17 protein-coding genes are annotated in these 19,952 nt (G+C 64.8%); 7 read left to right on the plus strand and 10 right to left on the minus strand.

The features are described from left to right. The first annotated feature begins 75 nt into the window (after positions 1-75). From NGM99_RS06620 to olsB, 5 genes are all read left to right on the plus strand, one after another. On the plus strand, positions 76-1,071 hold the full coding sequence (locus NGM99_RS06620; protein ID WP_435371407.1) for an RsmD family RNA methyltransferase: 996 nt from the start codon (positions 76-78) through the stop codon (positions 1,069-1,071). Then, positions 1,068-1,910, plus strand: coding sequence for a TrmH family RNA methyltransferase (locus tag NGM99_RS06625; protein ID WP_252817313.1), 843 nt, complete (start codon positions 1,068-1,070; stop codon positions 1,908-1,910). The genes NGM99_RS06620 and NGM99_RS06625 overlap by 4 nt, the downstream gene beginning before the upstream one ends. Beyond that, positions 1,907-2,392: a signal peptidase II gene (gene lspA / locus NGM99_RS06630; protein ID WP_252817315.1), complete on the plus strand. Its 486-nt coding sequence runs from the start codon at positions 1,907-1,909 to the stop codon at positions 2,390-2,392. The genes NGM99_RS06625 and lspA overlap by 4 nt, the downstream gene beginning before the upstream one ends. A gap of 55 nt (positions 2,393-2,447) precedes the next feature. After that, the gene (locus tag NGM99_RS06635) at positions 2,448-4,709 is read left to right on the plus strand and encodes a PAS domain-containing hybrid sensor histidine kinase/response regulator (protein ID WP_252817317.1); all 2,262 of its coding nucleotides are present in this window, start codon (positions 2,448-2,450) and stop codon (positions 4,707-4,709) included. A 113-nt stretch (positions 4,710-4,822) separates the two neighbouring features. Further along, positions 4,823-5,638: a l-ornithine N(alpha)-acyltransferase gene (gene olsB / locus NGM99_RS06640; protein WP_252817319.1), complete on the plus strand. Its 816-nt coding sequence runs from the start codon at positions 4,823-4,825 to the stop codon at positions 5,636-5,638. Between the two features lie 37 nt (positions 5,639-5,675). Here the strand turns inward: olsB and grpE are convergent, their stop codons facing one another. Beyond that, positions 5,676-6,314: a nucleotide exchange factor GrpE gene (grpE, locus tag NGM99_RS06645; protein WP_252817321.1), complete on the minus strand. Its 639-nt coding sequence runs from the start codon at positions 6,312-6,314 to the stop codon at positions 5,676-5,678. 243 nt (positions 6,315-6,557) lie between these two features. Between grpE and NGM99_RS06650 the strand changes: the two genes are divergently transcribed. After that, complete coding sequence (locus NGM99_RS06650; RefSeq protein WP_252817323.1) at positions 6,558-6,752, plus strand: hypothetical protein; 195 nt, start codon at positions 6,558-6,560, stop codon at positions 6,750-6,752. A gap of 12 nt (positions 6,753-6,764) precedes the next feature. Here the strand turns inward: NGM99_RS06650 and NGM99_RS06655 are convergent, their stop codons facing one another. The 9 genes from NGM99_RS06655 to NGM99_RS06695 all read right to left on the minus strand — a co-directional run bounded on the left by NGM99_RS06655 (position 6,765) and on the right by NGM99_RS06695 (position 16,650). Then, positions 6,765-7,289, minus strand: a complete 525-nt coding sequence (locus NGM99_RS06655) for a DUF934 domain-containing protein (protein WP_252817325.1) — start codon at positions 7,287-7,289, stop codon at positions 6,765-6,767. A gap of 65 nt (positions 7,290-7,354) precedes the next feature. Then, the gene (locus tag NGM99_RS06660) at positions 7,355-8,107 is read right to left on the minus strand and encodes a phosphoadenylyl-sulfate reductase (RefSeq protein ID WP_252817327.1); all 753 of its coding nucleotides are present in this window, start codon (positions 8,105-8,107) and stop codon (positions 7,355-7,357) included. Further along, positions 8,082-9,752, minus strand: a complete 1,671-nt coding sequence (locus tag NGM99_RS06665) for a nitrite/sulfite reductase (protein ID WP_252817329.1) — start codon at positions 9,750-9,752, stop codon at positions 8,082-8,084. The genes NGM99_RS06660 and NGM99_RS06665 overlap by 26 nt, the downstream gene beginning before the upstream one ends. Positions 9,753-9,765: 13 nt before the next feature. Beyond that, positions 9,766-10,107, minus strand: coding sequence for a DUF2849 domain-containing protein (locus NGM99_RS06670; protein ID WP_252817332.1), 342 nt, complete (start codon positions 10,105-10,107; stop codon positions 9,766-9,768). Next, entirely contained in the window at positions 10,104-11,564 is a 1,461-nt protein-coding gene (gene cysG, locus NGM99_RS06675; protein ID WP_252817334.1) for a siroheme synthase CysG, read from the minus strand. The genes NGM99_RS06670 and cysG overlap by 4 nt, the downstream gene beginning before the upstream one ends. A gap of 149 nt (positions 11,565-11,713) precedes the next feature. Then, the gene (locus tag NGM99_RS06680; RefSeq protein WP_252817336.1) at positions 11,714-13,855 is read right to left on the minus strand and encodes a transglycosylase domain-containing protein; all 2,142 of its coding nucleotides are present in this window, start codon (positions 13,853-13,855) and stop codon (positions 11,714-11,716) included. A gap of 75 nt (positions 13,856-13,930) precedes the next feature. Then, positions 13,931-14,593, minus strand: a complete 663-nt coding sequence (locus NGM99_RS06685; RefSeq protein ID WP_252817338.1) for an SOS response-associated peptidase — start codon at positions 14,591-14,593, stop codon at positions 13,931-13,933. 39 nt (positions 14,594-14,632) lie between these two features. Next, positions 14,633-15,259: a ribonuclease D gene (locus NGM99_RS06690; protein ID WP_252817341.1), complete on the minus strand. Its 627-nt coding sequence runs from the start codon at positions 15,257-15,259 to the stop codon at positions 14,633-14,635. Next, positions 15,256-16,650 carry a M20/M25/M40 family metallo-hydrolase gene (locus tag NGM99_RS06695; RefSeq protein WP_252817342.1) on the minus strand — a complete coding sequence of 465 codons (1,395 nt, stop codon included), beginning with the start codon at positions 16,648-16,650 and terminating at the stop codon, positions 15,256-15,258. Before NGM99_RS06695 ends, NGM99_RS06690 begins: the two co-directional genes overlap by 4 nt. A 348-nt stretch (positions 16,651-16,998) precedes the next feature. Here NGM99_RS06695 and polA point away from each other — a divergent pair, with 348 nt between their 5' ends. Beyond that, entirely contained in the window at positions 16,999-19,935 is a 2,937-nt protein-coding gene (gene polA / locus NGM99_RS06700) for a DNA polymerase I (RefSeq protein ID WP_252817344.1), read from the plus strand. The last annotated feature ends 17 nt before the right edge of the window (positions 19,936-19,952 follow it).

Consider the following 19,952-nt stretch of genomic DNA (forward strand, 5'->3'; position numbering starts at 1 on the left):
CACCCGCACCCTTTCGGCCGCAAGATCACGGGCTTCGTTGCGGCGCGAAGCGCACTGTGGCATGAGCCCGAAGCCATGCAGGCCAAGAACCCATCCACCCCTCCCCACCTTCCGCGCCGCGACGCGGAAAGGCCGCCGCTCGTGCGTCCTTCCGGCGCGCTGCCGGCGGAAACACTGCCGCTCATTCTCGAAGTGGCACCCGACGCCGACTATGCGCTGATCGACAGCGGCGAAGGCCAGAAGCTCGAACGCTATGGGCCCCTGCGCATCGTGCGGCCTGAGAACCAGGCCATCTGGGCACGCGCGCTTCCGCCCAGGGACTGGAACCGCGTGGATGCCGTGTTCACCGGCGACACGGATGAGGAAGGCATGGGCCGCTGGCGCTTTCCGCGCGAGCCGCTCGGCGAAACATGGCCGATGCGCTTCGACGGCCTCTCCTATCTCGGCCGCTTCACCTCGTTCCGCCATGTCGGCGTGTTTCCCGAACAGGCGCCCCATTGGCGGCATATGGCCGGGCTGATCGAGGAAGCATCGGCCAAGCGCCGCGAGCCCGTGAAGGTCCTGAACCTGTTCGGCTATACGGGTCTGGCGAGCCTCATAGCTGCCCGCGCGGGCGCCCATGTGACCCATGTGGACGCCTCCAAGAAAGCCATCGGCTGGGCACGCGAGAACCAGGAGGTGGCAGGCCTCGAGACCAAGCCGATCCGCTGGATCTGCGAAGACGCCATGCGCTTCATCGAGCGCGAGGTGAAGCGCGAAAGCCGCTACGACATCGTCCTGCTCGACCCGCCCGCTTACGGGCGCGGGCCCAAGGGCGAAGTGTGGCAGTTGTTCAGCGACCTGCCCGCCCTCGTCGCGCTCACGCGGCAGGTGCTGACACCAAAGCCTCTCGCGGTCGTGCTCACCGCTTATTCTATCCGTGCCTCGTTCTTCGCGATCCACGCGTTGCTGCGCGACAGCTTCGCCGGCATGGGCGGACGCGTGGAGTCGGGCGAACTGGTGATCCGCGAAGAGAACGAAGCGGCGCGAGCCCTTTCGACATCGCTCTATGCACGCTGGGTGGCCCGATGACCGAACGCAGGCAGGCTCCCGGCCGGGTCCACGAGGTTTCGAGCCTCCAGAACCCGATCGTCAAGAACATCCGTGCGCTCACGCAGAAGAAGCATCGCGACGAGGAAAAGGCGTTTCTGGCCGAAGGGCTCAAGCTCGCCATCGACGCGCTCGATGGCGGCTGGGGCGTGAAGACGCTGATCTTCGCGAAATCCGCACGCGGCAACGCGCTGGTGGAAAAGACGGCCGCCCGCGCGCTGGCCTCCGGCGGTGACGTGCTCGAGGTCTCCGAAAAGGTGCTCGAAGCCATCACCCGGCGCGACAACCCGCAGAACGTCGTTTCGGTGCTCAAGCAACGGACAGTGCCCCTCGAGCGCATTGAGGCGAAGCCCGGCGATGTGGTGGTCGCGCTCGACCGCGTGCGCGATCCCGGCAATCTCGGCACGGTGATCCGCACGGCGGATGCGGTGGGGGCGAAAGCGGTGGTGCTGGTCGGCGAAACCACCGATCCGTTCGGGCTCGAAGCCGTGCGCGCTACCATGGGCTCGCTTTTCGCCGTGCCGCTGGTGCGCGCGAGCGAGGAAAGTTTCATCGCATGGCGGGGCCGCGTCGCGTTCCGCACGCTCGGCACGCATCTGAAAGGCACCACCGACTTCCGCAAGCTGCCGAAGGATGGCCGCCCGACGCTGCTTCTGATGGGCAACGAGGCGCAAGGTCTGAACGAAGCGCTGTCCGGCGCCTGCGACCTCCTCACCCGCATCCCGCAGGTCGGCCAGGCGGACTCGCTCAATCTCGCGGTTGCGACCGGCGTGATGCTGTTCGAACTGCGCCGCGACGCCCTCACTTTGGACGGCCAATGAAGACCATCCTCTTTTACGCCGTGGTCGTCGTGCTTGCGATCATGGGCGATCAGGCGATCAAGATTCTCGTCGAGCACTCCCTGCCCTATCAGCAGATGGTGCCGGTGCTGCCCTTCCTCGCTCTTTTCCGCACCTATAATACGGGCGTTGCCTTTTCGATGTTCAACGCGTCGGAAAGCCTGTGGCTCTTCGTGATGTCGGTCGCGGTGGTGGCCTTCGTGCTGTTTCTCGCCTGGAAAACGGAATCCACGCAGCGCCTCGCGCGGCTGGGTTTCGCGCTGGTGGTCGGCGGCGCGCTCGGCAATCTGGTGGATCGCGGCATTCATGGGCATGTGATCGATTATGTGCTCTTCCACACGCCGGTCTGGTCCTTTGCCATCTTCAATCTGGCGGATGCCTTCATCACGGTGGGTGCGGGGCTGGTCCTGCTGGAAGAGGTTCTGCTTTGGCGGCGCGAGCGGGCAGCGAAGGCGAACCGTTAAAAATCACGGCTGCACGGCCTCCCTTTCGCAAGCACTTGTCTGCTAGGCTCTCGCGATGGCGGCAACCGAAAGCGACACGGCAGACGACCTCGATCCCCCTCGCTCGGTAAGGGGCTCGCACCCAGCGCTGGCCGTGCTGCCGACACCGCCCAGTTCGATCCTCGTCAAGCGTTCACCGGCCATCGGCCTTGCCACGGGTGCCGTACTGGTTCTGGCCGGTGCACTCCTCGCCCATGGCGCACCGCGCTGGCTCGGCCTGCCGATGATGGGGGCTGGCGTCGTGGCGCTCCTGCTCTTTCTTCTCGCCGATCGAAGAACCCGCTCTACGCTGCATTTCTGGGGCAAGCAGACCAATGCGCGGGCCGAGCTCGAAGATCTCGCCGACCGCATGTGGGAAATGCAGGAAAGCGAGGAGCGCTCGCGCGGGCTGATCGACGCGCTGGGCGACCTCGTCGTGCATCGCGACCGCGAAGGCCGCATCGTCTATGCCAATCGCGTCTTCGCGGAAGCCGTGGGCCGAAATCTTCACGACATCAAGGGGCGCACGCTGGCTGAACTCGGCGTTCAGGTCGGCACCGTGCCGGACGCGGCCTTTGCGGACGCCGAATGCCTGAGTTCGGCCGATGTTTCCATTGAAACGCCTGCCGGCACGCGCTGGTTCTCCTGGATCGAGCTATCCATGCGCGACGAGGATCACAATGCCGTCTTCCACCGCGCGATCGCGCGCGACATCACCGCGCGTAAAAGGGCGGAAACGGCGCTGATCGCCGCACGCGAGCGTGCGGAAGTGGCGAGCCAGGCCAAGTCGCGCTTCCTGGCCACCGTCAGCCATGAGATCCGCACGCCCATGAACGGCATCATGGGCATGGCGACGCTTTTGTCGGGCACCGAGCTTTCACCCGAGCAGCGCACTTATCTCGGCGCGGTTTCGACCTCGGCCAGCGCCCTGCTCGCCTTGATCGAGGACCTGCTGGCCTTTTCCAAGATCGAGGCCGGGCGCTTCGAGCCCGAGCCGCAAGCGATGAGCCCACGCGAACTGGCCGATGGCGTGACGGAACTGCTCGCGCCGCGCGCCTATGCCAAGGGCATCGGGCTCGGCTGCTTCGTTCATCCGGCGGTGCCGCGCACTCTTGTTTCCGATCCCGGCCGCGTGCGACAGGTGCTCCTCAATCTGGTGGGCAACGCCATCAAGTTCACAGAAAGCGGTGGGGTCAACGTGGCGGTGACGATCGTCGGCGAGCCTGCTGCGGCGCTTATCCGCTTCGAGGTCAGCGATACGGGACCGGGGCTTCGCGCAGAAGACCGCGAGCGCATCTTCGAGGAGTTCGAGCAGGCCGACAGTTCCTCGACCCGAACGCATGGGGGTGCGGGACTCGGGCTTGCGATCTCGCGGCGCATCGTCAAGGCGCTGGGGGGCACGATCGGCATCGAGCCGGCGGTTGAAGGTATGACGGGCTCGCGCTTCTTCTTCGAACTGCCGGTGACGGATCCATCCGACACGCTGGAAGCCGCGGTTCCGCCGCTGGCCGACCGGCGCGTCCTGATCCTGTCGCGCAACGCGGCGGAGGCGCACGCGATGGGGCAATGCATCGAAGCCTATGGCGGCACCGTCCGCGTGGCGGGCTCGGCCCTCGAAGTGCAGGAGCAGAAGGAGCCGTTCCACAAGCTGATCGTGGATGCCGCGCTCGAAACGCGCGAGGGCAGCACGTTGAAACGCCTGGAGGCCGCGGGCTTCAAGCCGCGTCGCGCCATCGTGGCGGTCGCGCCCGGCGAGCGCGCGATGCTGTCCGATCTGCGCGCCAGCGGCTATTCCGGTTTTCTCGCACGGCCCGTGCGCGGCACGACGCTGATCAAGACGCTGCTCGGCAATATCGGCAATCAGGACGGGGCTGGGAACGCGCCGGCAACGCGCAAGGGTGCCGGCCCGGCCGAGACTGGGCTCAGCGTGCTGATCGCCGAAGACAACGAGATCAACGCGCTTCTGGCGCGTGCGGCGCTGAAACGCGGCGGGCATCGCGTCGAGGTCGTCAACAATGGCCGCGCGGCAGTCGATGCTCTGACGGGCGACGCCCGCGCGCGCTTCGATGTGGCCGTGATGGACCTCCACATGCCCCTGATGGACGGGATCGACGCCATTGCCGCGATCCGCCGCCATGAGGAGGACAACCACCTCGTGCCCCTACCCATCATGGTGCTTTCGGCCGACAGTCAGGAAGGCACACGCCATGCTGTGATCGCGCACGGCGCCAGCGGCTTCGTGTCCAAGCCCATCGATCCGGATGAACTGGTGCGGCGGGTGGAGGCCCAAGCCGGCTAAACGGCTTGCGCTTCGAAGCCTGGACCGCGAAAACAGTCATGCATTCGTCGCGGTTCGTGGCTAGATGAGCGGCCAATCGCAATGCGTCAGTCAACAAGCGATGGAGGACCGCCATGACGATTGCCATGCCTTTGGGCTTCCGCTCGGAAAGTACTGTTCCGCTCGACGCTGGCACCGTGCTCGGCCGGCTCAATCGCTTCGAGGCACGACTGGCGCGTGGAAGCGAGGATATCGAAAAAGCGCAGGCCCTGCGCCACCGCGTCTTCTTCCGCGATGAACAAAGCCTTGCCCGTGACGAGGACCGTTTCGACGCGTTCTGCGACCATCTGTTGGTGGTCGAGAAAGGTGCGGAGGAGCGCATCGTCGGCACCTATCGCCTGATGCGCGAGGAAGCGGCATTGGCTGCCGGCGGCTTCTACTCAGGGAGCGAGTTCGCCGTCGAACCGCTTCTCGCGCGCAACCCGCACGAGCGATTCATGGAGCTCGGCCGCTCCTGCGTCGATCCGGATTTCCGGTCGCGCGGCGCGCTGGAAACGATGTGGCAGGCGATCTGGGCCTATTGCGGCCATTACCGCATTTCCGCGATGATGGGCTGCGGCTCGTTCGCGGGCACCGTGCCCGCACTTCACGCCGAAGCCCTGTCCTATCTTACCCATTTCCATCGGGCGGACGGGCGCTGGGCGGTTTCAGCCCTTTGCGAGCGCCATGTCGAGATGGATCTGATGCCGCCGGAGGCGATAGACCCCCGTTCGGCTACTGCCAAGCTGCCCCCGCTGCTCCGTGGTTACCTGCGTCTGGGTGCCAAGATCGGCCATGGCGCGGTGGTGGACCATGATTTCGGGACCACCGACGTCTTCGTGTTATTGCCGACCGGTGCGATCGGCCAGCGCTATCTCAATTACTACGCCCCAGAGCGCCGCGCAGCCTGAGTTGCACAGCGTTTGGGATTAAATCACGGAGAGTGATTTAAGCGTCCTTCTCAGCCTGCGCATTGACCGGGCCGGGTTCGGCCGGGGTTTCGGCTTCAGACTCGGCGGATTTCGCCACGAAAGCCGGGCCACCCTTGGCGACGCCGACCATGGCGGGGCGCAAAACGCGCTCGCCGATGCGGTAGCCGGGCTGCACCACCTGCACCACCGTGTTCGCTGCCACATCCGGGTTCGGCACTTCGAACATCGCCTGATGGAAGTTCGGGTCGAAGCGCTCGCCTTCCGGCTCGAGCTTCTTCACGCCATGGCGCTCGAGTGCCGAGAGCATGGCACGCTCGGTCATCTCCACGCCTTCCACCAAGGCTGAGAGGCCGGCGGCATCCGCCGTGCCCGAATTGGCCGGAACAGCATCGAGCGCGCGGCGGAGATTGTCGGACACGCTCAACATGTCGCGCGCGAAGTTCGTCACCGCATAGGCGCGCGCATCCTGGATTTCGCGCGCGGTGCGGCGGCGCAGATTCTCCATTTCGGCCACCGTGCGCAGCGAACGGTCCTTGAGTTCCTCGTTCTCTTTCATCAGGCGAACGAGCGCCTCATAATCGTCGGCCTGGCCGGTTTCGGCGTTCTCGGAGAACTCGGCTTCGTTGCCTGCGGGGTTCTGTGTCTGGTCGCTCATGTCGGTCTTTCTTCTTCGGCGCTCGGGAGACACGTCCAAGCGCAAATTCATGGGTCGGGCCCGATATCGAGTGAGGGGCGGCAAAAATCAAGATGGCGCGTTCCTGCCCTTCCGCGACACGATCCAAACTATTTAAGTCAAACTTTACCTTGCCCTGCTCACATGTGTGCGGGGCACGGGGATCAGAGGAACCAATCTGTTTCGAGTGGAGTTTCGACTGTGGAAAACGTGTGCTGGACGGCCATGAACTCTTACGCGGATAATGATCGGGAGCGCCTGCAGACAGGCATCCGTCGCCAGATGGGGGCGGAAATGACGACGCGTTTCCTGCGTTCGCTGCCGCTGTTTCGCACGGTCGAAACCCTGCCTGACCACCTCCGCGACATGCTGGCGAAGCTCGACGAGCAGGACCATCGCGCGGTCGGCGGCAAGCGGTAAGGCGCCAGGCGCCTACTGCTTCAAACGGCGCCAGGAATAGGCCTGGTGTCCCTCGGCCGGCTTGACCGTCGGCTGGTAGTAGAACGGAATACCGCCCGTCACGCCTTCTTCCAGACGCTTCAACAAAGTCGGATTGCTGATCTCGAACTCGGTAAACCCAAGACGCAGCATGTGCGGCAACTGATCGACCAGCACCTGCCCTGTGGCACGGACGATCTTTTCGAAGCCGTAGCGGCTTCGCAGCAACTCGGCTTTGGAAAAGCTGCGACCATCGCTGAATGCCGGGAAAGCGAGCGCCACCAGCGGCAGTGAGCCAAGGTAGGGCTCGATCTCGCTCAATTCCTCGCCCGGCAGGATCTGCACGCCGATACGGTCGGCCGCAGCCTCGCGCGCTTCCCCGCTCATTTCGAGAAATGCCGCAAGCGGCAGGATGAAACGACCATTGCCGGACAGCGCTTCGGCACTCTCCACATGCGTCCAGTCATCCTCGATGAAGCCCTCTGGCGTCCAAAGGCGCGTTGCGGGGGCATCGGTCATAAGCAGGCCTACAGAGCGGGCGGAGCCAAGTTCCGCCGGTTGATGGGTCGAAATGGCTGGTGCCATCAGAGATTGCTGTCAGTCAAGGACTGGTCGAGGCCGCTGAGGTGAATGCCGCACTCGGTCTTGGCTTGGCCCGCCCAGCGGCCGGAACGCGCATCGTCACCGGGCTGCACGGGCTGGGTGCAGGGAAAGCAGCCGATCGAGAGATAGCCGTAAGGCACCAGCGGGTTGGTGCGCAGGTCGTGCTTGCGCATGTAGTCGGCCAGATCGGCCGTGGTCCAGTTCGCCAGCGGATTGATGCGCAAACGCGGGCCGACCACCTCGAAGACGTTGAGCGCGGAACGCGTCGCCGCCTGAAAGCGCTTGCGGCCCGTGAACCATGCGCGGAACGGCGACACCGCGCGCGCCATCGGCTCAACTTTCCGCACCGCGCAGCAGGCTTCGGTGTTGCGACCGTGCAGATCGTTCTTCGGATCGACCTCGGCAAGGGCCGTCTCGTTCGGGCCGATCACCTGCAGGTTGCGCAGGCCCAGATCCGCCACCAGCGCGTCGCGGTATTCAAAGGTCTCTCCGAAATGCTGGCCGGTGTCGAGAAAGATCACCGGCAGGTCGCGGTCCACCTCGGCGATAAGATGAAGCAGCACGGCGGAGTCCGCGCCGAAGGATGAGACGGCAGCGATCGCGCCCGGAAAGAGCTCGTGCGCGGAAGCCTCGATGATGGCGGTGGGCGACAGCGCGCCGTAGCGCGCTTCGAGCGCGCCGGCTTCATCCAAAGCTTCTATCTTGGCTTCACGCAGCCTTGGCGTCGCTTCCATACAGCGCCTCCTTGAACGGCGCGGCGCCGACACGGCGATAGGCGTCGAGGAACTTTTCAGACTTGTCGAGACGCAACCCGAGATAGGTGTCGACCACCGTCTCGACGGCGTCGGTGATCTCTTCGGGCGCGAAGCCGCGGCCGACGATCTCGCCGATCGAGGTCACCTCGTCGCCCGAGCCGCCGAGCGTGATCTGGTAAAGCTCGGTGCCTTTCTTTTCGACGCCCAGAATGCCGATATGACCGACATGGTGGTGGCCGCAGGCATTGATGCAGCCGGAGATCTTGAGCTTCAACTCGCCAATCTCCTGCTGCCGAACGGGGTCTGCGAAGCGGTCGGAGATTTCCTGCGCGACGGGAATCGAGCGGGCATTGGCCAGCGCGCAGTAGTCGAGGCCGGGACAGGCGATGATGTCGGTGATCAGACCGGCATTGGCGGTATGCAACTGGCCTTCCACGAGGCGGTCATAGACGGCCTTCAGATCGGCACGCGCGACATGGGGCAGGATCAGGTTCTGCTCGTGGGACACGCGGATCTCGTCGAAGGCATAGCGCTCGGCGATGTCGGCGACGAGATTCATCTGGGCGTCCGACGCGTCACCGGGCGCTTCGCCGATGCCCTTCAGCGAGATGGTCACGCAGGCATAGTCGGGATGCTTGTGGGTGATGACGTTCTGATCGACCCAGGTGCCGAAGTCGCGGCTGTCGAGACGCGCGAGCTTTATGGCCTCGTCGCCTTCGGGACGAGCGGGCAAGTCGGGCAGCGCGAAATAGCGGTCGATGGCCTGGATGTCGCTTTGCGGCAGCTTCAGCTCACCATCCTTGATCGCCAGCCATTCCTGCTCGATCTGCGCGGAAAGCTCCGCCGTACCCGTCTCGTGGACGAGGATCTTGATGCGGGCCTTGTATTTGTTGTCGCGGCGGCCGTGCAGGTTGTACACGCGCATGATCGCGGTGGTGTAGGAGAGCAGGTGCTCTTCAGGCAGGAAGTCCTTGATCTTCTTGGCGATCATCGGCGTGCGCCCCTGACCGCCGCCGACATAAACGGCAAAGCCCAGCTCGCCCGCTTCGTTCTTCTTGAGATGCAGGCCGATATCGTGGACCTGGATCGCCGCGCGGTCGCGCTCCGCACCCGTCACCGCGATCTTGAACTTGCGCGGCAGGTAGGAAAATTCCGGGTGCACCGAGGACCACTGGCGCAGGATCTCGGCGTAAGGGCGCGGATCGGCGACCTCATCGGCCGCGGCACCGGCGAAGTGGTCTGCCGTCACATTGCGGATGCAGTTGCCGCTCGTCTGAATGGCATGCATCTCGACGGAAGCCAGATCGGCCAGGCAGGCCGGCATGTCGGCGAGTGCGGGCCAGTTGTACTGGATGTTCTGGCGCGTGGTGAAGTGGCCGTAGCCCTTGTCATATTTGCGCGCGATATGGGCGAGCATCCGCAACTGGCGCGAGGACAGTGTGCCATAGGGGATGGCGACACGCAGCATATAGGCGTGAAGCTGGAGATAGACGCCGTTCATCAGGCGCAGCGGCTTGAACTGGTCCTCGGTCAGCTCGCCCGAAAGACGGCGTTGCACCTGATCGGAAAACTCGGCCACGCGGGCATTCACGAAGGCCTGATCGAATTCATCGTAGCGATACATCGAAGAATGCTCCTCAGGCGTTGGCAGGGGTGATGAAGGGCGTGGGGGCGGCCTGCGGGGGCAGCTTGCCCTCGGCCTGCTTGCCGAGATCGGTGCGGTTGGTGGGGCCCGCGGCGCGGATGCGCTCGCGGATGCGGACAGGCACCGGCACGCCTTCGACCACGTTGACGTCGATCAGGTTGATGTCCACGGCGAAATTGGTGCGGCCGGCTTCTGTGCCCACGGCTTCGAGAGCCGCTTCCTCGTCCTTGGAGGCGGCGGGCTTGGCACCCAGGATCGTTTCGATCCAGCCATCGGTTTCGCACCACCAGACGGCGATGCCATCGGTCAGCCTGTTTGCGGTCAAAACCTTCACTGCGGCATACCTTGTTTCTGGGCTTCCATCTGGGTCTGCCTGTTATGAGCCGCAAGCGGCTCCGAACGATCCAACTTGGCGCCTGCCACCGCATCGCCGATCACGGTCATCACGGGGCCGGCCAGATCCGTGCGCTCGGAAAGCGCGGGCAGATCGGCCAAGGTGCCGTGGAACATGCGCCGATAGGGCAGGCTCGCATTTTCGGCCACTGCCACCCCGGTGTCGGGCGACAGGCCCGCATCGATCAGGCGCGAGGCGACGTCGGCCGCGTTGGAGCGCCCCATGTAGACGGCGAGCGTCGCCCCGCCAAGTGCCAAGCCCGCCCAGTCGGGCAGGCTTTCGCCGTGGAGATCGTGGCCGGTGGTGAGCACCAGCGAAGACGACACGCCGCGCAAGGTGAGCGGCAGTTCGAAGTCGGCCGCAGCGGCAAGTGCAGCGGTGACGCCAGGCACCACTTCATAGGACAGGTTGGCGTCGCGGAGCGCGGCCATTTCCTCCCCGGCGCGGCCGAAGACGAGCGGATCGCCGCATTTGAGGCGCACCACCTGCTTGCCCTGGCGCGCGAGCGCGACGAGCAGGTCGTTGATCTCGCTTTGGGTCTTGGAATGACAACCCTTGCGTTTCCCCACGCCGATGCGCTCGGCGTCGCGACGACCGACGGCCACCACGGCCTCGGGCACCAGCGCGTCGAACACGATCACGTCGGCTTCCATGAGAAAACGCTGGGCGCGCAGCGTGAGCAGGTCTTCCGAACCCGGCCCGGCACCCACCAGCGCCACATGGCCACGCCGTTCGAGACGGCGGGCAAGCAGCTCTTCCGCAGCCTCCTGCGCCTCGTCGAAATGGCCGATCTCCATGGCGCGCGCGGGCGCGCCTTCAAAAAAGCTCTTCCAGAAGCGGCGGCGCAGGTTTCCCTTGGGAACCAAATGCTCGACGCGGTCGCGCAAGGAAGCGGCAAGCGTCGCGAGACGCCCGAGCGAAGGCGATAACATACGGTCGATGCGGGCGCGGATCATCTGCGCGAGAACCGGCCCCGCCCCTTCCGTGCCGATGGCGACCGCGACCGGCGCGCGGTTGACGAGCGCGGGCGTGAAGAAATCGCAGAGGTCGGGGCGGTCCACGCAGTTGACGGCCACCTTGCGCGCGCGGGCATCCTCGGAGATGCGGCGGTCGGAGGTTTCGTCACCCGTCGCGGCAAAGGCGAGCACCGCGCCTTCGAGATGGGCGGGACCATAGGCTTCGCGGCGCAGTTCGACATTGTTCTCAGCAGTCCAGGCAACAAGCGCCGGCTCCGGGGTTTCGGCGACCACGAGCAGGCGTGCGCTCGATTGCGACAGGAGCCGTGCCTTGGCGAGCGCCTCGTCGCCCTCGCCCACGATCACCACGAGCGCACCCTCCACCTTCACGAAAAACGGGAAGGCGTTGAGCTTGGGCGTGGGCGTTGGTTCGACTGACATTAAAGGGCTTATCCCGTGAGCGCGGAAAATAGGGAATGCGTCATGGTTTCCCAAGGAATCCATTGAGGACAAACACGCACTTATCGCGAGGGATATTCTATGTGACGCCGGCTGATTAGAATATTATTTCAACGGCAGTCTTCCGCGCATTACCGACCGAACAGCCGCTCCAGAATGGAGCCCGCTTTCGTCTTCGGGCCGCCGACATCTGCGGGCGGAACGGGACGGTTGATCGAGCCCGACGACTCGCGATCGAGCGAGGGCGTGGCTTGCGGCTCCGAGGAGACCGAAACCGTGCGTGGCGCGGCGAACGGGTTCCAGTGGCCCGGCAGCGGGCGGGGCGACAGGCCTTCGTGGGCCGCGGCCATGAACTCGTGCCAGGCAAGCGTCGGCAGCGAGCCGCCGGTCACGTCCTTCATCGGCTTGCCGTCGTCATTGCCGAACCAGACGCCGGTGGTGAGGTTGGCCGTATAGCCCACGAACCAGGCATCGCGCGCATTCTGCGTGGTGCCGGTCTTGCCGGCGGACGGCCAGCCGAAGCGGGCATTGCGCGCAGTGCCGACCGACACCGCTTCCTGCATCATAGTGTTCATCATGCCGACCTTTTCGTCGGAGACCACGCGTGAGAGCTTCTGGTCATGCCATTCGAAGATCGTCTTGCCTGCCGCCGTCTTGATGCGCGACACGGTGTGGACATCCGGCTTCAAGCCGCCATTGGCGAAGGGCACGTAAGCCGCCGTGAGTTCGAGCGGCGTGACTTCGGACGTGCCGAGCGCGATGGAAACGTTGGGCTGGAGCTTGGACGTGATGCCCAGACGCTCGGCGGTCGCGATCACGGTTTGCGGGCCGACCTGCTGGGCGAGTTGGGCGGCGACCGAGTTCAGCGATTCAGCGAGAGCAGTCGTGAGCGTGACGGCCCCGCGATATTTCTTCTTGTAGTTGGACGGGCTCCATTTGCCGATGCGGATCGGCGCGTCGTCGCGCACGCTGTCGGGCGTTTCGCCGGCCTCGAGGGCTGCGAGATAAACGAAGGGTTTGAAGGCCGAGCCCGGCTGGCGGCGGGCTTCGGTGGCGCGGTCGAACTGGCTCGCCGCATAATCCGCGCCGCCGACGAGCGCGCGCACCGCGCCCGTGCCGTCGATGGAGACGAGCGCGCCCTGGCTGACGGCGAGCGTCCTGCCCTTTTCTTTCAAAAGGCGGCGGATCGAATCTTCGGCGGTTTTCTGCAAATGCAGATCGACCGTGGTTTCGACCACGAGGTCCTCGCGCGGCTCGCCGATCAGGTCGGTGAGGTCATCCATCACCCGGTCGGCAACATATTGTTCGGAGCCCGTCCAGTAGGACGGCGCGCTGACGGCGGGTGCGCTCATGGCGGAGGCGAGCTGACGGTCGGACACCATGCCCTCCTCGCGCATCGCACCGAGCACCACTTGGGCGCGCTCTTCCGCCGCCTTCGGGTCGCGCGCGGGCGACAGGCGCGAGGGAGCTTTCAGGAGGCCCGCCAGCATCGCGGCTTCGCCCAGCGTCACGTCGCGGGCGGATTTGTTGAAGTAGCGCCGCGAGGCGGCTTCCACGCCATAGGCGCCGGAGCCGAAATAAACGCGGTTGAGATACATCTCCAGGATCTCGTCCTTGGAGTGCTCCTGTTCGAGCCAGAGCGCGAGCAGCGCTTCCTGCACCTTGCGGCCCACCGTGCGGTCGGGTTTGAGGAACAGGTTCTTGGCGAGCTGTTGCGTGAGCGTCGAGCCGCCCTGCGCCACGCGGCCGCGCACAACGTTTTCGACACCCGCTCGCGCGAGGCCGAGCGGATCGACACCCCAATGCGAGCGGAAGCGGCGGTCCTCGATCGCGATCACGGCCTTGGGGATGAAAGGCGACATCTTGGCGAGCGTCACCGACTCGCCACCCGTCGCGCCGCGATTGGCGAGAAGCTTTCCTTCCGCCGAGACGATCTTCACATTGGGCGCGCGGTCGGGCACGGCCCAGTCGGTCGCGCTCGGCATCTGCGCGCCGTAATAGGCGACGACGCCAGCCAGTGCGATCACGCTCCAAAGCCCGAGAACGGCGGTCCAGTAGACGAGACGCGACGCGCGACGGAACAGACCGGGACCTTTGCGGCGGGCAGCAGGCCGGGACGTTCCGCGTGCTTTCGGCTTCGCCTTGCGCTTGGGCGCCGTCAATGCGTCGTTCCGCATGATCCGGTCGCCCGGACCGATCTGAAGGCCGTAAGGGACTTCAGGACTGTCGCCGAAGCTGGGCTCGATCCGCCGCTTGTCGCCATTCCTCGCCATTTCCGCGTGTGTGATCCTTCGGGCCCGCGTGGATGGCGGTGGGGAGAGGGTAACGGCGCGGCGGTTACCGGAATGTTATGAGAGGTAAGCGAGGTCCCCGCGCCCGATGATCTTGAGCTTTTCATCGGGCAGAGGTCGTTGCAGCGAAAGGGCGTCCTTTGTCGGTGCTTCGAGCCAATGGTGCACTTCCTCGGGTGTCGTCAGAAGCACCGGCATGGCCTTGGGGTGGATCGGCTTCACCACGGCGTTGGCATCGGTCGTCAGGAAGCCGAAGAGCTCGTGGTCCTGCGGGCCTTCCGCTTTCTTGCGGATGCCGTGCCATGGCGTCCAGATGCCCGCGAAGAAGAAGAGCGGTTCCTCGTCGTCGAGCGCGAACCAGACCTTGGTCTTTTTCGGCACCGTGTTTTCCCATTCGCAGAAGCGGTTGGCGGGAACCACGCAGCGGTGTTCGGGACCGAGCCAGCGGCGCCAGTGGGGCGAGCCGGCACTGCGGATATTGGTGACGCCGGGATCGGTCTCACGCCCCTTCATCGCAAAGAAGGGTGACGGCATGCCCCAGCGCAGGCGGACAAGTTCCAGGCCTGCCTCTGTCTTGCGCACGACAGGCGCAGGGCTATCGGGATAGAAATCGTCGGGCTGGAGGTTGCCGGCCCGGTTCTCGAACGGACCTTCGATGATCTTTCCGAACCAGCGGCGGACGCCCTCCGGGCCTTTGGTCAGCGAATAAAGATTGCACATCGGCCGACTATGCCCGGAGCAAGTCCGTCACGCCAGCGCTCAACTATGAGCGAAGATGTCCTGCTCTTCCCAGCCCATCAGGTCGAGCTTCGCGCGTGTGGGGAGGAAGCGGAAACAGGCCTCTGCCACTTCCACGCGCTCCTCACGCGCGAGACGTCCGTCGAGAACTTCGCGCAGGCGGTGAAGATAAAGGACGTCGGACGCCGCATAGTCGAGCTGGTCCTGCGACAGCGTTTCCGCCCCCCAGTCCGAGCTCTGCTGCGCCTTGGAGATGCCGACGCCGATCAGTTCGCCACACAGCTCCTTCAGCCCATGCCGGTCGGTATAGGTGCGCACCAGCTTGGAGGCGATCTTCGAGCAGAAGACGGGCTCGGCCCAGATGCCGAAGGCATGGGCCAGAACGGCGATGTCGAAGCGGCCGAAATGGAAGAGCTTGGTGATCGCCGGATCGGCCAACAGCTTCTCGATGTTCGGGGCCGAGGTCTGACCTTTGAGTATCTGCACCACATCGGCCGTGCCGTCGCCCGGCGAAAGCTGGACGACGCAGAGCCGGTCGCGATGGGGATTCAGGCCCAGCGTCTCGGTGTCGATGGCGACCGCGTCCACCTGATAATGGTCGAGGTTCGGCAGGTCGCCCTGATGGAAGCGGATTTCAGGACGGCTCACGCGGATGCTCCCGACACGGCGTCCAGAATGCGCGCCCAGGAGCGCGTGCCCTTGTGGAAGCTCTGGAGGTCGTATTTCTCGTTGGGCGAGTGGATGCGGTCGTCCGACAGCGCGAAGCCGACCAACAGCGATTCCATGCCGAGATAGGTCTGGAAATCGCCGACGATCGGGATCGAGCCGCCCATGGCGATGGTCACCGCCGTTTTCGGCCACTCGTCGGACAGCGCGCCCTGCGCTTTCACGAGGAAGGGCGAGTCGTAGGAAAGCTGGATCGCCGGCGAGCCGCCATGCGGGTGGAACTCGACCGAGCAGTCGGCCGGCAACCGGTCGCGGACGAATTGCTGGAAATTGTCGCGGATGGCGTCCGGGTTTTGTTTGTGAACCAAGCGGAACGAGATCTTGGCGTGTGCCTCGGCCGGGATCACGGTCTTGAAGCCTGCGCCCGTATAGCCGCCCCACATGCCGTTGATCTCGGCCGTGGGCCGCGCCCAGGTCAGCTCCTGCACGGTCCGGCCCTGTTCGCCTGACGGCACGGACAGGCCGATGGGGCCAAGGAAGTCTTCGGCCGTTTCGCCCAGCGCAGTCCAGGACTGCAGGATCTGCGTCGGCGTTTCCTCGACGCCGTCATAGAAATCGGGGATCGTGACGCGGCCGGTCTCGTCGTGGAGATCGCCCAGGATCTTGGCGAGCACGCGGTTGGGGTTGGCTGCCGCTCCGCCGAACTCGCCCGAATGCAGGTCACGGTTGGCGGCGCGGATCGTGATCTCCTGCCCCACGAGGCCGCGAAGGCCCACACAGATCGCGGGCGTTTCGCGGTCCCACATGCCGGTGTCGCAGACCATGGCGAAATCGGCCTTGAGCTCGGCAGCATTGGCTTCGAGGAAGGGTTTCAGCGAGGGCGAACCGGACTCCTCCTCGCCCTCAAACAGAAGCGTGATACGCGCGGGCAGGCCGCCATGAACCGCCTTCCAAGCACGGCAGGCTTCCACGAAGAGCATCAGCTGCCCCTTGTCGTCCGACGAGCCACGGCCGGTGATGACCTCGTGCCCGCCTTCGATCGTCTTGATCTTCGGGTCGAACGGGTCGTCGTGCCAAAGGCTGAGCGGATCGACGGGCTGCACGTCATAGTGGCCGTAGAACAGAAGATGCGGCGAACCGGCCGGGCCCTCGTGGTGGGCGACCACCATCGGGTGGCCGGGCGTGTCGCGCACGCTCGCCACGAAGCCGATGGTCTTCAGGTCTTCCACCAGCCATTCGGCGGCACGGCGGCAATCGGCGGCATGGGCCGGATCGGTGGAGATGGAAGGAATGCGCAGAAGCGAAAAGAGACGGTCGAGGCTTTGCGGAAGATCGGCGTCGATGCGCTCGAGAACGGAGGCGATGCGGGACATGAAACGGGCCTTTCGAATCTGCGCGCGAACCTAGAGACGACGACGCAAAACGGAAAGAAAAAAGCATGGCCCGGATAAAGAAGCGCCGCCGTGGTGGAGGGGGAACCACGGCGGCTTTACTTCTTGAGGGGCAGCCCGGAGAGGGGGGATGAGGCTGCCGCCTTTACCCGGTCGAGGCGGGGGACGAGCCTCGTAGTGACCGGATCTCGACGTGTGACCCGCCGATGGGTGTTATCTGTGCGCCACAATCGGGCATTTCAAGGATGCGATTTCGTAACGAAGGCGTGAACACCGGCAAGGGCTCGAACGCCCGTGGACAGGCCCCTGCCCCCGCGCTACGGGTTCGCCATGAAAAAGGGTGATCACCTCTTCCTCGTCGATGGTTCGGGCTACATCTTCCGCGCCTATCACGGCCTGCCGCCGCTGACGCGCAAGTCCGACGGCTTGCCCGTGGGCGCCGTTGCGGGCTTCTGCAACATGCTGTGGAAGCTGATGGTTTCCGCGCGCGACACGGAAGTGGGCGTGACACCGTCCCACTTCGCGGTGATCTTCGACTATTCGTCGAAGACATTCCGCAACGAGCTCTACGACCAGTACAAGGCGAACCGCTCGGCCCCGCCGGAAGACCTCGTGCCGCAGTTCGGCCTGATCCGTGACGCCACCCGCGCCTTCGAGCTGCCTTGCATCGAGATCGAGGGCTTCGAGGCGGACGACCTGATCGCCACCTATTGCCGGCTTGCGACCGAAGCGGGTGGCGACACCACGATCATTTCCTCCGACAAGGATCTGATGCAGCTCGTGTCGCCCTCGGTCTCCATGTACGACCCGATGAAGGACCGCGAGATCCGCGAGCCGGAAGTGATCGAGAAGTGGGGCGTGCCGCCTGCGAAGATGATCGACCTCCAGGCGCTGACCGGCGATTCCATCGACAATGTGCCGGGCGTGCCGGGCATCGGGCCCAAAACGGCGGCGCAATTGCTCGAAGAATACGGCGATCTCGACACGCTTCTGGAACGGGCGGGCAAGATCAAGCAGCAGAAGCGGCGCGAGGTCATCATCGCGAATGCCGACAAGGCGCGGCTCTCGCGTGAGCTGGTGCGCCTGCGCACCGACGTGCCGGTGCCTGAAACGCTGGATGAGCTGGTGCTCCATCCACTGAACGGGCCGAAGCTGATTTCCTTCCTGAAAGCGATGGAGTTCACCGCGCTCACCCGCCGCGTGGCCGACAAGACGGATACCGATCTGGCTTCCGTCGGTAAGGCGAAGGTCGAGGTGGAGACCGGCGCGGAAGCGCATGGACCCGATCTGGATACAGGCGAGCCTAGGCCCGCGCCCGACAAGGACACGAGCTTTCCCGGCGACCGCGCCGGAAAGGTGGAGGGCAAGACCCCGCAGGATCTGGCCAACAAGCGCATCGAGGAGGCGGCGAACAGCAAGATCGACACGAGCGCTTATGTGACGATCCGCGATGCCGACACGCTGAAAGAATGGATCGAGCGCGCGAAGGACATCGGCTATGTCGCCTTCGACACCGAAACCACCTCGCTCGACCCGATGCAGGCGGAGCTTTGCGGCTTCTCGCTCTGCTCGGAACCGGGAGTCGCGGCCTATGTGCCCCTGATCCATAAATCCGGCACGGGCGACCTCTTGGGAGGCGGGTTGGCGCCCGACCAGATCGATACGCGCACGGCACTCGACCTGCTCAAGCCGCTGCTCGAAGACCCGTCCGTGCTGAAGATCGCGCAGAACCTCAAATACGATCTCGTGGTGATGAACCGCTACGGGATCGACGTGCGGCCCTTCGACGACACGATGCTGATCTCCTATGTGCTCGACGCCGGCAAGGGCGGGCACGGCATGGATGTGCTGGCCGAACGCTGGCTCGGGCACCGCACCATCCAGTTCAAGGATGTGGCGGGCACCGGCAAGGCCAAGACCACCTTCGACTATGTGCCGATCGACCGCGCCACCGAATATGCGGCCGAAGACGCCGACGTCACCTTACGCCTGTGGCGCGCGCTGAAACCGCGGCTCGTGGCCGATGGCGTGGTCGCGGTCTATGAGCGGCTCGAACGGCCGCTGGTGCCGGTGTTGGCCCAGATGGAGCAGCGCGGCATCTCGGTCGATCGCCAGACACTGTCACGCATCTCGGGCGAGCTCGCGCAAAAGGCGGCGGCGCTGGAAGACGAGATCTACGAGCTTGCCGGCGAGAAGTTTTCGATCGGCAGTCCCAAGCAGCTCGGCGACATTCTGTTCGGGCGCATGATGCTGCCGGGCGGGTCCAAGACCAAGACCGGCCAGTGGTCCACCTCGGTGTTCGTGCTGGAAGAGCTGGCGGCGGAAGGCCATGAACTGCCGCGCAAGATCGTGGACTGGCGCCAGCTCACCAAGCTGAAATCGACTTATACCGATGCGCTGCCCGAATATATCCACCCCGAAACCAAGCGCGTGCACACCTCTTTCGCGCTTGCCGCGACCACCACGGGCCGACTGTCCTCGTCGGAGCCCAATCTTCAGAACATCCCGATCCGCACCTCGGAGGGACGGCGCATCCGCACGGCCTTCGTGGCGGAGCCCGGCAACAAGCTGATCTCGGCCGATTACAGCCAGATCGAGCTGCGCCTGCTTGCCCACATCGCCGATATTCCCGAACTCAAGCACGCGTTCGAGAACGGCTTGGACATTCACGCGGCGACCGCCGCCGAAATGTTCGGGTTGGATGTCGAGAAGGTGCCGACCGATGTGCGGCGTCAGGCCAAGACCATCAATTTCGGCATCATCTATGGCATCTCCGCCTTCGGGCTCGCGACGCGACTGGGGATTAGCCGCGAGGAAGCGGGTGACTACATCAAACGCTATTTCGACCGTTTCCCTGGCATCCGCAACTATATCGAAGGCACCAAGAAGCGGGCGCGCGACAGGCTCTATGTTGAGACGATCTTCGGACGCCGCGCCTATTATCCCGAGATCAAGGCGTCGAACCCGCAGACCCGCGCCTTCAACGAGCGCGCGGCGATCAACGCGCCGATCCAGGGCTCGGCCGCCGACATCATCCGCCGCGCGATGATCCGCATGGATGATGCGCTCAAACAGGAAAAGCTCGGCGCGCGCATGCTGTTGCAGGTGCATGACGAACTGATCTTCGAGGCACCCGAAAAGGAAGTGGACGAGACGATCCGCATCGTGCGCGCGGTGATGGAGGATGCCGCGATGCCGGCGGTGTCGCTGTCCGTGCCGCTGCAGGTCGATGCGCGGGCGGCGGATAATTGGGACGAGGCGCACTGAGGCCTTAGTCTGCCGCA

Source organism: Mesorhizobium liriopis (assembly GCF_024053505.1).
Taxonomy (GTDB): Bacteria; Pseudomonadota; Alphaproteobacteria; order Rhizobiales; family Rhizobiaceae; genus Mesorhizobium_B; species Mesorhizobium_B liriopis.